Raw genomic sequence first — 13,956 nt, forward strand, 5'->3', positions numbered from 1 at the left:
CGTCCCGGAGAGGAGCCCCATGAGCGCTGGTCCCCCCGTGCGGATACCCCCGTCCTGGGCGCGGCACGAGCACTATGCCTTCCGGCTTTCGCACACCTGGGCACAGCACCCGGACGCGCCGGCGGTGTACTGGTCGGGGCTCTGCCTCACCGCGCGGGAGAGCCTGTCCCTGGTCTTCGACACGGCTGCCGCGCTACGGGACGGGGGGATCGCCCCGGGCGACACCGTCGCCCTTCTCACGGCGGCCAATCACCCCACGGCGCTCTTCGCGCGCTACGCCGCGCATCTGCTGGGCGCGGCCGTGGTGTCGGTCCGCGCGGCCAACCCCCGCAGCGACGCCGAGATGCTCTCGCCCGAGGTCCAGGCCGAGGTGCTGCGGGACACCGGCAGCCGCCTCCTGGTCGCCGACGAGACCACGGCGGTACGGGCCGCCGCACTGGTCTCGCCCGCCCTGCGCGGCCTGTTGCTGCCCGCCCCCGGCAGCTCGGCCCCGCCCGCGGGCGGCGCCCTGGCCCCGGTGCCCCCGGACGCCGGCTTCGGACCTGACGACGTGGCCCCGTACGCCCCGGGGGTCCGCGCCCGGATCACCTTCACCAGCGGGACGACCGGACTGCCCAAGGGGATCGTCCAGAGCTACCGGACCTGGAACTCGACCGTCGGTATCTACCCGGCCGCCCCCGGCCCCACCGGGCCCGCCCGTGTCCTGGCCGTCACCCCGGTCAGCCACACGGTGGGCTCCATGGTGGACGCGGTGCTGGCCGCCGGCGGGTCCGTGGTCCTGCACGAGGGGTTCGACGCGGACGAGGTGCTGGACGCCTTCGGCCGCCTCGCCGTGACGGACACCTATCTGGCGGTGCCGCACCTCTACCGGCTCACCGAACGACTCTCCGCGGCCGGCGCCCGCCCGGACCTGTCCGCGCTGCGCCAGGTGGTGTACAGCGGGACTCCGGCCGCGCCGCACCGGATCGCCGACGCGCTGCGCTGGTTCGCGGGCCCGCTGTCCCAGCTGTACGGCTCATCGGAGGCGGGCGGCATCTGCGGCCTGGACCGGTTGGACCATCAGGAGCCCGAGCTGCTGGGCACCGTGGGCCGGCCGTTCCCCTGGGTGGAACTGAGCCTGCGCGACCCGGAGACCGGCCGGGACGTCCCCAGGGGCGGGACCGGCGAGGTGTGCGTGCGGTCCGCGACGGTCATGGACGGCTACCTCGGCCGCGACCCGGCGGAGGGCGGCACCCCGGACGGCCGGCTGCGTACGGGCGATCTCGGCCGTCTCGACGTGTACGGCAGGCTCCGGCTGACCGGCCGCCTGGGCCAGGTCATCAAGAGCGGCGGCCAGAAGGTGCATCCGGCCGCCGTGGAACGCGTCCTGGCCGAGCATCCGGCGGTGCGGGAGGCGGTGGTGTTCGGCGTACGGGACCACGACCGGGTGGAGCGGGTGTACGCGGCGGTGTCCCTGCGTCCGGGGAGCGAGGGCGACGACGTCCGGCTGCGGGCCCATGTCGGGGCGCGACTGGACTCGGCCCATGTGCCGGTGCACATCAGCCGGTGGCCCGAGCTGCCGTCGAACGACAGTGGCAAGCCCGATGTGCGGTATCTCCGCGGCCTCGCGGAGGCGGCGGACAGCGAACCCGGCGTGCGGGAAACCACCGGGGAGAGGAGAGCGATATGACGTCATATCTGCATTTCGCGCGGGAGATGCGGCTCGGCAGGCTGTTCCGTCACGGGGACGGCCGGCTCCTGATCACCCCGCTCGACCACTCCGTCACCGATGGCCCGGTGGTCCCCCGCGGCAGCACCATCGACCACCTCACCGGCCAGCTGGCCGCGGGCGGTGTCGACGCCGTGGTCGTCCACAAGGGGGTGCTGCGACACATCAGCCCGGCCCGCTTCGCCGGGATGTCGCTGATCGTCCACCTCAGCGCGAGTACCCGGCACGCGCCGGATTCGGACGCCAAGTACCTGGTGACGGCGGTGGAGGACGCGCTGCGGCTCGGGGCGGACGCGGTGAGTGTCCACATCAACATGGGCTCGGCGGACGAGCGGCAGCAGATCGGGGACCTGGGCCGGGTCGCGGACCTGTGCGACCGCTGGAACCTGCCCCTGCTGGCGATGGTCTACCCGCGCGGCCCCGGTATCGATCATCCGCAGGCCCCGGAGCTGGTGGTGCACGCGGCGACGCTCGCCGCGGACCTCGGCGCGGACGTGGTCAAGGCCCCGTACGCGGGGAGCGTGGCCGAGATGCGGGACGTGGTCGCCGCCTGCCCGATCCCGCTGCTGTGCGCGGGCGGTCCCCGCCGTGGTTCGGGCACCGACGCGCTGGCGTTCGTCAGGGACGCCCTGCTCGGCGGCGCCGCCGGGGTCGCGATGGGGCGCAACATCTTCCAGGCCGCCGATCCCCGCCGGATGGCCGCCCGGGTCGCCGCCGTGGTGCACGGCGAGCCCCAGCCGCTCGTGGCCGACAAGACAGAAGGGCAGTGTGATGAACGGACAGAAGCTGTGCTGGCTTGATATCCGTGGCGCCGGTACCGCCCGGCCCGCGATCATCGAGGAGGCCCTGCACCAGCGGACCGACGGCATCGTCGCCGGTGACCTGCAGACCCTGGCCGACCTCCCGCCCACCGTCCGCAAGGTGCTGCTGCCCAGCGGTGAGGGCTGGTGGCGCGACGAGTGCTTCCCCGGCGCGGCCGACATCGTCATCCTGCCGCCCGGCTTCACCGGCCGCGCGGAGCTGGAACAGGCCCATCCCGAGGTGGAGTTCGGGCGCCTGGTGGAGATCACCGACGCCACGAGCCTGGAGGAGGCGTGCCACGCGGCGCGCACCGAGCGCTGGAGCGTCCTCGACTTCCGCGATCCGACCAAGATCCCGCTGGAGATCGTCATCGCCGCCGCCACGGGCTCCAAGGGCGCGATCGTGACCACCGCCGGCAACCCGGAGGAGGCGGCGATCACCTTCGGGGTGCTGGAACTCGGCTCGGACGGGGTGATGATGCCCGGCCGCTGTGTGGGGGACGCCACCGCGCTGGTGGAGGCGGCCCGGTCCTCGGCCGGTGAACTGACGCTGACCGAACTGACCGTCACCGCCACGACGCACATCGGCATGGGCGAGCGGGCCTGTATCGACACCTGCAGTCAGCTCGGCGAGAACGAGGGGCTGCTGGTCGGCTCCTACTCCAAGGGCATGGTGCTGTGCGTCAGCGAGACGCACCCCCTGCCGTACATGCCGACCCGCCCCTTCCGGGTGAACGCCGGGGCCGTGCACAGTTACGTCGTCGCACCGCACGGCCGCACCAACTACCTCAGCGAACTCCACGCGGGCGCCCCGGCACTGGCGGTGGACTCCACCGGACGCACCCGGGTGGTGCCGGTGGGCCGGGTCAAGGTCGAGACCAGACCGCTGATCTCGGTCGACGCGGTGTCACCGGAGGGCGTACGGGTCAACCTCATCCTCCAGGACGACTGGCACGTACGGGTGCTGGGGCCGGGCGGCGTGGTGCTGAACTGCACCGAACTCGCCCCGGGCGACACGCTGCTGGGCTACGTCCCCACGGCCGACCGGCATGTGGGCTACCCCATCGACGAGTTCTGCCGCGAGCAGTGACCAGGACGCGGGAGGTACCGGCACGTGCCGCCGCCGTGGCGGTGATCGGCGGCGGCATCGCGGGGCTGACCCTGGCACTCGCTCTGCGGCGGGAAGGGGTGGACTGCACCGTCTTCGAGCGGAACCCGGAACCGGCCGGGGCGGGAGCCGGGCTCCAGCTGGCACCCAACGCCACCAGGCTCCTGCACCGCCTGGGCGTCGCCGAAGCGCTCCGCGCGGTCGCGGTCCTCCCCCGCGCCCTGCGGATCCGCGGCTGGGACGACGACCTCCCACTCCACACCACCGCGCTGGGCGACGCCTGCCGACAGGGCTACGGCGCGCCCTACTACACGGTCCACCGGGCCCAGTTGCACCGCGTACTGCGGGAAGCCGTCGGCGGCGCCCAGGTGCGGACGGGCCACCGGCTGACGGACCTGACGGAGGACCCCGACGGCGTGGACCTCACCTTCGCCTCGGGCGCCCGCCACCGGGCGGACGTGGTGATCGGCGCGGACGGCGTGCACTCCGCGGTCCGGGCCCGGCTGGCCGGCGACGCCCCCGTGTTCTCCGGCAGCAGCGCCTACCGCGGCCTGGTCCCGGCGGATCGTCTCCCCTGGGCCGCCGGTGAACCGGAGGTTCGCGTCTGGCCCGGCCCCGGACGCCATCTGGTGTGCTACCCGGTCTCCGGAGGCCGGGAGATCAGCTTCACCGCGACGGTCCCCGCGGCCTCGGCGGGCGAGGAGTCCTGGACGGCCGAGGGCGACCCGGCCGAACTCGCCGCCGCCTACGACGGCTGGAACCCCACGGTCACCCGCCTCATCGCCGCCGCCGACACGGTACGCCGCTGGCCCCTGCACGACCGCGAGAGCCTGCCCGGCTGGGTCACCGCCCGAGTGGCCCTCCTCGGGGACGCCGCCCACCCCATGCTCCCCTTCCTGGCCCAGGGCGCGAACCAGGCGATCGAGGACGCGGTCACCCTGGCCGTCTGCCTGGGCCGGGCCGCGCCGGCGGACGCCCCGGCCGCGCTCCGCCGCTACCAGGACCTGCGCCTCCCGCGCACCACGCTGATCCAGCGCGGCGCACGCCGGAGCACCCAGTACCTGCACCGGCCGGACCGCCCCGACCGCCCCGGCGCCACCGCGGACCCGCACGGCCTGGCGGGGCTGCGGGCCATGGGATGGCTCTACGGCCATGACGCGGAGGCCGTCGCGACGGGAGAGGCACGAGAGCCGCAGCCGGGGAGCACGGCGCCCTGAGAGGTGCCCGCCCTCACAACCACCGCTGCTCGGTGGCGATGCGCGCCGCGTCGAAGCGGTTGCGGGCCTGAAGTTTCCTGATGGCGGTCGAGGCCAGGTTCCGTACGGTGCCGACCGCCAGGTAGAGATCCCGGGCGATCTCCTTCAGCGAGGCGCCCGAGGCGGTCAGCCGAAGCACATCGGCCTCCCGGGCGCTCAGCGGACAGTGGAGCGACACCGGCTGCGAGACGAACAGCCCCGGGTCCATGGTCAGACACCCCACCGCGGCCCCGCGGATCGCCCCTATCAGGTACGGCAGTTCGACCTGTAGGGACACCACGCTCAGCACCCCGGCCCTGATGGCCTGGTCGGTGGAATTCGGCGAGGACTGACTCGAAATCAGCGCAACCCCGCACTGAGGCCGTGTCGTACGCAACTGGCCCAGTATGTCCAGTACGTCCTCGTCCACGGTGCCCGTCTCGACCACCGCGACGGCCGGCTCTAACCGCTCCACGGCCGGCAGAAGATCATCATGCTGCTTTGCGGCTCCGACCACGGAAAAGTCGGCCACGGTATCCAGGTACTTCGCCATCACCTCGACGGACAATGCGTACTCTCCGGCCACGACGATGCGGATGCTCATGCCAGTCCCCCCATGCACGCGGAAACAACACACCGAGGGACCACACATGCCTCCGGGATGGCTCATTGTGGTCGCTCAATGATCTCATGAAGGTAATGGGTGAAGCCGTGAAGTGTTCATGTAATGACGGAGAATCTAGGTGTATAGCGTGAGGATAGCGTGCAGGCATATCTCATCTACGGCCCATACGGCATAAATCGGTGCAGGCGGCGCGGCTCCCGGCCGGAGCCGGGATGTCGCCACACGCTGACGGAACACGCCACGGAATCCACCCGCACCCGGCAGGCACTCCGGCGCTCCTCGTCGCCGCCTCTCGTCCACCGCCTGCCCGCCCGACGGCCGGGCGGGCAGAGCCGGCCGGCCTACTCCTCCTCGGTGTCGCCGCCGGCGAAGACGATCTGGGTGACCTCGGGGCCGTAGTCGGCTCGCGCGGTGATCCGGTAGAGGCCGGCGTCGGGCACGGTGACGTGGGCGCTGAGGCGGTCGTCGCCGGTGACGTCGAAGGAGAAGTCGTGACCGCGCCACGTCCCGTCGAGGCTGGTGATGCCGCACTCCACATCGGCGGGCTCGTCGGTCCCGGTGAGGACGCACTCCCAGGCGGTGCCGGGGGTGACGTAGTCGGGGACGGTGAGGCCGAGGCCGTCGTCGCCCTGCTCCGGGCCCCTGATCAGCGCGTCGTGGTCGAGGAGGAAGTCCTCGACGAGGGGCAGTGCCCTCTTGTTGGCGGCGAGCGCCCCGTGCTGGGCGGCGAGGGGGATCGTGGGCGTCGTCACGGCGGCTGAACCACGGTGCACGGTGCCGTCCCCCCATACCTGCGTGCGGCGCGGGGCTCCGTTGGCGTCGCGGCGCAGCTCGCCGTCCGCGCCGGTGACGAAGCAGTACTCGGACGCGCGCACCACGCCCTGGTCGAGCGTCAGGGACTGGACGGTGTCCTGCCGTACGCCGACGACGGGCTGCTGCCGCGGCAGGCTCTGGGCGTAGAGGGTGGTGAAGAAGTCCTGTGCCTGGGTGAAGAGTTCCTTGTCACCGCCGAGCGCGGCGACGTCCGCGGCGGTGAGCCGGTGGACGTCCATGCCGTCCTCCAGGCACCTGAAGCGGGGCAGGAGTTCATGGACGGCCGGCATGGTCGCGGCCGCTGCGGCCAGCCGGGTGTGCGGCAGCGGCAGGGGCGCGCCCTGGAGGGCGTTGAGGATGTTGGCGGCGACGACGGAGCCCTGGAACGGGGTACCCAGGGTGAGGATGCCGCGGGTGTCGGGGGCGAGGTCGTTGTCGCCGCCGAGGGTCAGGGCCGCGTTGGTGACCAGGCCGCCCATGGAGTGCGCGACGAAGACGAGGCGGGCGGGGCGGTCTTCGAGGGCCTCCCGGCGGGCTTCGGCCTGCGCCGGGTGCGCGAGCCAGTTCTGCAGGTGGTCACGGGCCTCCCGGGCGAGACGGCGGCCGTTGACGGCGATGGGAAGGCGCCAGTCGTAGGGGAAGGTCATGACGGCATCGGGGTGAGCGGCACGGTGCTCGGCGAGGTTCACCAGTCGGGTGTAGGGCTCGATGCCGCGCAGGAAAGGGCTCCAGACCGGAGTCCGGAGCAGCCTGCGCGCCTCGACCCGGCTGTGGTCGCCGGTGCGTTCCTCGTCGGTGAGGTGCAGGGGGGCGAGGCCGTTGGGGCGCAGCCAGGCCCGGGTGAGCCAGCGCGGGTCGGCGATCCCCCAGATCACCCGGCCGGACGTGGTGTCGTACAGCTCGCTGCCCATGATCCCGGGGACGACGACGACGGCGTCGTGGGTGATGCGGTGGGTCACGCCGGGCTGGACATGCGGAGCTGGAGCGGGCCGGACTTGCCCCCGGGGCTGGTTCATGGCTGTCACACTAATGACATGCGACACACGGGGGGCGAAGTACGGCCAACGGCACTTCCGTTACAGGGTGACGCCACGTCGATCGAGCGCGCGCTGCTGACTCTCGCCGTGCGCGACTACCCTTTGGACCCGGCGCGCGAGCAGTTCGCCAGGGGCATCGACCAGCAGCGGGAAGTGGTCCACGAGTGGTGGTGGCGCACCCCGGATCCGGAGCTGGCGTTCACTCCGGTGGAGCCGCCCCAGGAGCTGGTGAACCGGGACGCGGTCGAGGAGTTCCTGCGCGCGTCGAGGGTGCGGGACATGAACGGCGAGGCGCTCGTGGTGTTCATCACCAGCCACGGCATCGCGGGCAGCTCGGACACGCACTTCCTGCGTCTTCCCGAAACGGATTCCAAACGCCTGCTGGCAACGGCCGTACGGACCGTGGACGTCGTGTCCGCGGCCCTGGACTCGCACGCCAGGAACGTTCTGGTGATCGTCAACACCTGTTTCGCCGGCAACATGGCCGCGGACCTGGCGGCCGCGCACAAGGAGATCAGACCGGACCGGCGGGACAACTGCCAGTTGGACGTCCTGGTGACCTGCGGTCTCAAGTCCAAGATCGAGGTCACCAGATTCCCCACCCTGTTACGGGCCGCTCTGGAGCGGCTGCGCCGTACCGCCGGCATCACCACCCCGTATCTGAGCGTCCCGGACTTCATCGCGCAGTACGCGCTGGGGCTGCGGCCCGAGGAGGAGAAGAAGTTCAAACTCCACCACCTCGTCCAGGGCGGCACCCTTCAGCCCTCCGTCTGTCTGCCCAATCCCGGGTACGTCCGGCTGCCGGAGCTTCCCGGGGCCCTGGCGGGGCACACTCCATGGGCTGCCGAGTACTGGCTGGACCGGGCGAGCGGCCGGCCCCATGACCAGGACTCGGGCTGGTACTTCCGCGGGCGCGAGTCGCTGAACAGGACGGTCGCCGACTTCCTGGGGCCCGGCACCCGACGCGGTGTCCTGCTGGTCACGGGGTGCGCGGGCAGCGGGAAGTCGGCCGTCCTGGCGCGGGCGGTGATGCTCAGCGACCCGGAGTTCCGCGGCGACCCGCTGTACAAGCAGATCGAGGACAGCTCCGCGCCGGCCACGATTCCCGGGGAGAACCCCCGCTGCGCGGCGCTGCTGGCCCGCAGCCTCGACGCCGCCCAGTTCGCCGCGGGCCTGGTCACGGCACTCGGGCTGCCGCTGCGGCCGGTCGGCCCCACGGACGACCAGGTCGCCGTCTGGTCACGGCAACTCCTCGCACACGTCGAGGAATCCGATGACCCGGTGACGATCGTGGTGGACGCCCTGGACGAGGCCCAGGAGCAGTCCCGGATCGTGAGTGATGTGCTCGGCCCCCTGGAGCCGTGGTGCCGTGCGCGCGTTCCCGGCCAGCGCCGGGACCGGCCGGCCGGCGACACCTCGCCCGGTCTGCGGCTCCTGATCAGCGTCCGTTCGAGCCAGCCCGCCCACTCCGCCGGCTCCGTCGCCGTCGAGGACGACGCGGGGCTGCTGCACACGCTGCGCCGCCTCTTCCCGGCCTCGCTCGTGGAACGCACGGACAACCCCGCCAGCAAGGAGGACATGAAGCGGTACCTGAGCGCGCTGATCACCGAGAGCGCGGGTGAGGAACTGGTCCGCGCGATCTCGCCCGTGGTGGACGCGGTGTGGCCGTCCTTCATCGATGCCCGGCTGGCGGGTTACCAACTGCGCAACGCGCCGGACCCGTTGGCACTGGCCAGGGACGAGGAGTGGCATCGTACGACGCTGACGCAGGGCATCCGCGGGCTCCTGTACCGCGATCTGCGCATCGTGGAGAACGACGGCCTGCACCCCCGCGTCGCCCTCGCCCTGCTGAAGGCCTCCGCCTACGCCAAGGGCCAGGGCGTGCCCTGGGGCGAGGTGTGGCCGGCCATCGCAGGCGTCTTCCTGCTCCCCGACCAGCTGGAACCGCAGGAGTGGGACACGATGATCGGCAAGCTCCTCAGCGGCCGGCTGAGCGGATATCTGGCCCAGTCCATCGAGGACGACCGCCGTGTGTACCGTCCCGCTCACGAGGAGCTGGCCGCGGAACTCCTGCGGCCCGACAGCGATCTGCCGGCGTCCGGTGGTGACCATGACTGAGGCGTCGGAGGCGTACCAGCGCGACATCCACCGTCAGATCGCCGAACGGCTCAAGGATCTGGTGCCCAGCGATCCCACGCTGCCTCCCCACCCCTACCTGCGCCGGCACCTGGCCGAGCACGCTGCGCAGGGGGAGGTCTTCGACGACGACCACGTGACACCCGGCCTGCTGGCCTGGGAGAGCAGTTCGCAGGTCCGCAGGCTGCTGGCCGCGCAGGACACGACGAACGAGCGGCGGCAGTGGCTGTGTGCCTGGGCGGCCCTGGAGCCCTTCGCCCTGAACACCGATCCGCTCTCGCGCCTGAGCAGTCTGCGACTGGCCCGGCACGCGACCCTGCGGCCCCCCGTCGAGACCGCCCCCGCGGCACACACGGCCGGCTTCGGCGCCCCCGTCCCGGTGAGCCCGCTGTGGAGCGACCGCGTCGTGCCCACCCCCGCCTGGACGGCCAGCCCGGCCGAGGTGACGGCGCTGGCCACCCTGCACACGTCGGACGGCACGGCGCAGAAGATCGCCACCGGCGACGACACCGGGACACTGCGCCTGCTGCGCACCGACGGCCGGCTCACCCACATCCCGGTGCACCTGCATTCGGGGGCGATCACCCACCTGCTGGCGCTGCGCGGCGGCCTGCTCGTCACCGCCGGGACCGACGGCCGCGTCATGGCCGTCCAGGAGGAGGGCGGCCGGCTCACCCATCACCAGGTCGCACGCCGGGAGAGGACCTGGGTCAGCTCTCTGACCACCTACCAACCGCACGGCCGACCGCTGCTGCTGCTCGCCGCGTTCAGCGACGGGGTGGTCGAGGCCGTCGACCTGGGCCGGTTCCACCGGCACCCGCTGCCCCTGGAGCGGCTCACGGACCCATCGGCGCTGTTGTGCGGCGTCCGGACGGCCGGCGGAGAACAACGGCTGCTGTTCAGCGCCCGCTCCACCGTCCACCACTACGACGGGAACACGTCCGAGGTCCACTGCCGGCACCAGGCGCCCGTCCGTGCCCTGATCGCCCTTTCGCAGGCCGGCCGCTACGTCGTGGGCGACGAGAGCGGGCGGGTCACGCTGTGCGACCTCAAAGCGGACGGGCCGCTCGCTGTCGGACGTCATGACGCTGTCCAGGCGGGAAGCTCACCGGCACCCGTGACGGCTCTGCACGAGGTGGTCCTCGCGGACGGACCGGCCCTCGTGTCGGCCTCGGGCGACGGCACCCTGCGGTTGTGGCGGCTGCCGGACCTGCGGCCGGTCGCCGGCGTCCTGGCCGCGCACACCGCCCCGGTGAACGCCATGACGCGCCTGCCCGGCCGCCGTCACGACCGGCTGCTGTCGGGCGGCGCCGATCACGTCGTACGCGGCTGGTCCGTCGACGAAGCCACGTTCGGCCAGGAGCCCCAGACCTGGAACCGGGTCACGGCCTGCGCCGTGTCCCCTTCGGCACCCCATCTGCTCGCCGTGGCCCGCGCGTCACGGGTGATCCTCAGGGACCTGGCCACCGGCACCGAGACCACCCGCATCAAGGGACACCGCATCAGCGCCCTGGCATGGCTCCGGATCAACGGCCGCAGGCTGCTGGCCGTGGCGCTCGACGACCTCAGCATCATCTGCGTGGACCCGGAGACCAACCGCCAGGCCGGCCCCCCGATGACCGGCCACAACCTGCGTATCCGCACACTCGTCACGCTGCCCACCCTCCTCGGCGAGCGGCTTGCCAGCGCCGGTGCGGACGGACGTGTCTGTGTGTGGGAGCCGGCGACGGGCGAGCGTCTCGCACTCTTCGACGACCACGACCTCACCGTGCGGTGCCTGGCCACCCACCAGAACGCCGAGCGCCGCCTGCTGGCGTCCGGCGGCAGCGACGGCAACATCAGGATCTGGAACGCGAACACGCTGGAGCAGCACTCCCCCACCATCAAGTGCGACCAGGGCCTGATCAACGACCTGGCCTTTGTCACCCCGGACGACGGCGGTCCGATCATCGCCGCGGCAGGGCGGGACGGCACCCTGAAACTGTGGGACGCGGAAACCCGGGAACCGGTGCGCACCCTGGCGTGCGGCGACGGTGAGCTCAGCGCCGTCACCTCCGTACAGCTCCGCTACGGGCGCACGGCGCTGGCCGCGGCGGGCAAGACCAGCGTCCACCTGTGGGACGCCACTACGGCACAGCCCTTGCTGCAGATAGTCACGGGTTCGCCCATCACCTCGCTCAAGACCGTCCAGGACACCGATGACGGCACCTCGTCCATCCTCCTGGCCTCCGGCGAAGCAGGACCCATGGCGGTCCGCCTGCACCACAACCTGCTGTGACCCGCTGTGCGCTTCCACTCGACCGGCCTGTACGGGCCCGACCGACCACGGACGAGGATCAATGACCGTTCCCCACCTGATTCCCGCACCCGCCGAGGGAGTCTGGCGCCTGGGCTGGGCGCACGACCCGATCAAGTACAACCAGGTGGAGCCCGAAACGTTCGACGGCTCCTCCGCCGGCCGCTTCAGCCTGTTCTCGTACGAGACGCTGTACTGCGCGTCCAGCCCGGCCGGCTGCTACGCCGAGGCGCTCGCCCTGTACCGGGTTTCCCCTTTCATGCGGTCCCTGATGCGCGACGCGCCCGCCGGTCACGGCCACATGTCCGTGGGGGACGTCCCCTCCAGCTGGCGCGATTCCCGCATCCTCGTCAGGCTGACCGCGTCTCCCCAGGCGCAGTTCCTGGACCTGGAGGACGACCGGACCCGTATCGCCCTCACGGAGGCGCTGGGAGAGGACTTACGGGCCTTCGGCGTGGAAGGCGTGCTGACCGACAAGGACATCCGGGGCAAGGACCGCACCGTCGCCCGGCAGATCGCGGCCTGGGCCGTGACCCAGCGCAACGAGGCAGGGCACCAGCTGATGCAGGGCATCACCTACCGGTCCGGTTACGGCGGATACCGCTGCTGGGCGATCCTGCGCGACGCCGAACTCGAAGAGCAGGAACGCAGGCCCATCAGGCAGGAGGACGTCTCACTGCGTGAGGTGGCCGAGGAGTACGGGATCACCGTGCGGTGACGCCGTTGCGTCGTCCGGCCGTACAGCGTGTCGCCCATTCAGGTCGTCCGCCTCAACGGCCCTCCTGGTCGAACAACTTACCCATCCCGGGGTGAATACCCAGATGGGAGCCGTCCGCACTCACCCAATGGTGGGATTCAGGTGTGTTTTTGAGCGGCAAAGCGATGGAGTAAGGAATCCCTAAACGGGTAGTCTTCAGGTAACTCACCCGAGGAGCAACCATGTTGAAGCACAGATCGCGCACAGCACGACTGTTGCCGGCACCGCCCCGGCGGCCATCGCCGGCCGCACAGCTGACGTACGTGAACATGGACGCCTCCTCCCAGCCGACGCGGTGTGCCGCCCCGACCCATGAGCCGGACGGGCCCTGGCCGTATTGACCCGCACCGCCATCCGGCCCTGGCGCGCAGAAGCGCCGCACCGCTTCGCCCACGCGCACACCCGGGGCGAGGAATCGAGGAGACCATGCAGATGCAGACCCAACGAGAGACATCGGCAGAGGCTGAGGGCCGCGCGCTGCGGACCACCACCGAACTGCGGCCCGATCAGATGGCCCAGCTCCTCCAGGACACGTTCAGTCAGAGAGTCGCGGCCCTCATCGCCGGGATCGAGGACCCGAAGCAGGTCGGGCGCTGGGCGCGGAGCCAGAACACGCCACGCATCGACTCCGAGAACCGGATGCGGGCCGCCTGCCAGGTCTTCGCCTTCATCTCCGACTGCGAGAACCAGCACATCGCCCGTGCCTGGATGCTGGGGATGAACCCCCAACTGGACGACGATTCCCCGATCGAGGCCATCGCCGAAGGCAGGTTCAAGGAAGCGATGGCCGCCGCACGGTCCTTCCAGCGCGGTGACCTCTGACCCGGACCTGACGCGCGGGACGCGGCCCCGGTCACGTACCGGACGCGGATAGGGTGTTCGAGCGACGACACACCATGCTCGCTCAGGAGGTTACGGGTGGGGCCACAACCCCCGGCGATTCGCGTACCGGTCGGGGAGGGGTCCGCCCGGTGGACGAGCCGGACGGCTCGGCGACGAGTCCTGCTGGTGATCCACAACGTCACCTCGGCCGGCCGCCTGCTGGACCTGGTTCCGCTGTTCCACGACGACTTCCGCGTCCAGGTACTGGTCACTTCGACGGGCTCCTCGGCTTTCCAGGACGGCATCCGCGAGTTGCTCCGCGATCTGCAGCTTCCGGAACTGCCCTGGAAGCAGGCCCTCGCGACTCCGGTGGACCTGGCGGTCTCAGCAAGCCTCGGTGGCGAACTCGACCTGATTCAGGGTAATTTGTCAGTATTGTCACACGGGGTCGGATACACTAAGAAACTAGGCAAGCCGGGAGCCGGGAGCCGGGAGCCGGGAGCCGGGAGCCGGGAGCCGGGAGCCGGGAGCCGGGAGCCGGGACGCCGACGTTCGGGCTGTCGCCGGAGTGGCTGCTGTCCGACGGGCGGGGCTTCGTCGACGGGCTCGTCCTCTCCCA

At 71.5% G+C, this 13,956-nt stretch carries 11 protein-coding genes; 8 read left to right on the forward strand and 3 right to left on the reverse strand.

What is annotated here, in order from left to right; translation table 11 throughout:
• Positions 1–19: 19 nt before the first annotated feature.
• From B082_RS36345 to B082_RS0120110, 4 genes are read left to right on the forward strand one after another with little or no spacing between them, the layout of a single operon-like run.
• Positions 20–1,669 (forward strand): class I adenylate-forming enzyme family protein, encoded by a 1,650-nt coding sequence (locus B082_RS36345; protein WP_078622610.1) that lies wholly within the window; start codon positions 20–22, stop codon positions 1,667–1,669.
• The gene (locus B082_RS0120100; protein WP_018553612.1) at positions 1,666–2,508 is read left to right on the forward strand and encodes a 2-amino-3,7-dideoxy-D-threo-hept-6-ulosonate synthase; all 843 of its coding nucleotides are present in this window, start codon (positions 1,666–1,668) and stop codon (positions 2,506–2,508) included. The genes B082_RS36345 and B082_RS0120100 overlap by 4 nt, the downstream gene beginning before the upstream one ends.
• A complete protein-coding gene (locus tag B082_RS0120105; protein ID WP_018553613.1) occupies positions 2,480–3,598 on the forward strand; it encodes a 3-dehydroquinate synthase II in 1,119 nt (372 codons plus the stop codon). Before B082_RS0120100 ends, B082_RS0120105 begins: the two co-directional genes overlap by 29 nt.
• The gene (locus B082_RS0120110) at positions 3,595–4,833 is read left to right on the forward strand and encodes an FAD-dependent oxidoreductase (protein WP_018553614.1); all 1,239 of its coding nucleotides are present in this window, start codon (positions 3,595–3,597) and stop codon (positions 4,831–4,833) included. Before B082_RS0120105 ends, B082_RS0120110 begins: the two co-directional genes overlap by 4 nt.
• Positions 4,834–4,846: 13 nt before the next feature.
• Here B082_RS0120110 and B082_RS0120115 read toward each other — a convergent pair whose 3' ends face one another.
• Both B082_RS0120115 and B082_RS0120120 read right to left on the reverse strand, forming a co-directional pair.
• A complete protein-coding gene (locus B082_RS0120115) occupies positions 4,847–5,455 on the reverse strand; it encodes a response regulator transcription factor (protein ID WP_018553615.1) in 609 nt (202 codons plus the stop codon).
• A 362-nt stretch (positions 5,456–5,817) separates the two neighbouring features.
• Complete coding sequence (locus B082_RS0120120; protein ID WP_018553616.1) at positions 5,818–7,248, reverse strand: lipase/acyltransferase domain-containing protein; 1,431 nt, start codon at positions 7,246–7,248, stop codon at positions 5,818–5,820.
• Positions 7,249–7,323: 75 nt separating this feature from the next.
• Between B082_RS0120120 and B082_RS36350 the strand changes: the two genes are divergently transcribed.
• From B082_RS36350 to B082_RS0120135, 3 genes are all read left to right on the forward strand, one after another.
• Positions 7,324–9,444 (forward strand): ATP-binding protein, encoded by a 2,121-nt coding sequence (locus tag B082_RS36350; protein ID WP_051094646.1) that lies wholly within the window; start codon positions 7,324–7,326, stop codon positions 9,442–9,444.
• Complete coding sequence (locus B082_RS0120130; protein ID WP_018553618.1) at positions 9,437–11,740, forward strand: WD40 repeat domain-containing protein; 2,304 nt, start codon at positions 9,437–9,439, stop codon at positions 11,738–11,740. The genes B082_RS36350 and B082_RS0120130 overlap by 8 nt, the downstream gene beginning before the upstream one ends.
• 61 nt (positions 11,741–11,801) lie before the next feature.
• Complete coding sequence (locus B082_RS0120135; RefSeq protein WP_018553619.1) at positions 11,802–12,476, forward strand: RES domain-containing protein; 675 nt, start codon at positions 11,802–11,804, stop codon at positions 12,474–12,476.
• 52 nt (positions 12,477–12,528) lie between these two features.
• On the opposite strand, the gene B082_RS39225 is transcribed toward B082_RS0120135, so the two are convergent.
• A complete protein-coding gene (locus B082_RS39225) occupies positions 12,529–12,786 on the reverse strand; it encodes a hypothetical protein (RefSeq protein ID WP_158688886.1) in 258 nt (85 codons plus the stop codon).
• A 161-nt stretch (positions 12,787–12,947) separates the two neighbouring features.
• Here B082_RS39225 and B082_RS0120140 point away from each other — a divergent pair, with 161 nt between their 5' ends.
• A complete protein-coding gene (locus B082_RS0120140) occupies positions 12,948–13,337 on the forward strand; it encodes a hypothetical protein (RefSeq protein WP_026249984.1) in 390 nt (129 codons plus the stop codon).
• The last annotated feature ends 619 nt before the right edge of the window (positions 13,338–13,956 follow it).

Source organism: Streptomyces sp. ATexAB-D23, assembly GCF_000373645.1.
GTDB classification, from domain to species: domain Bacteria; phylum Actinomycetota; class Actinomycetes; order Streptomycetales; family Streptomycetaceae; genus Streptomyces; species Streptomyces castrisilvae.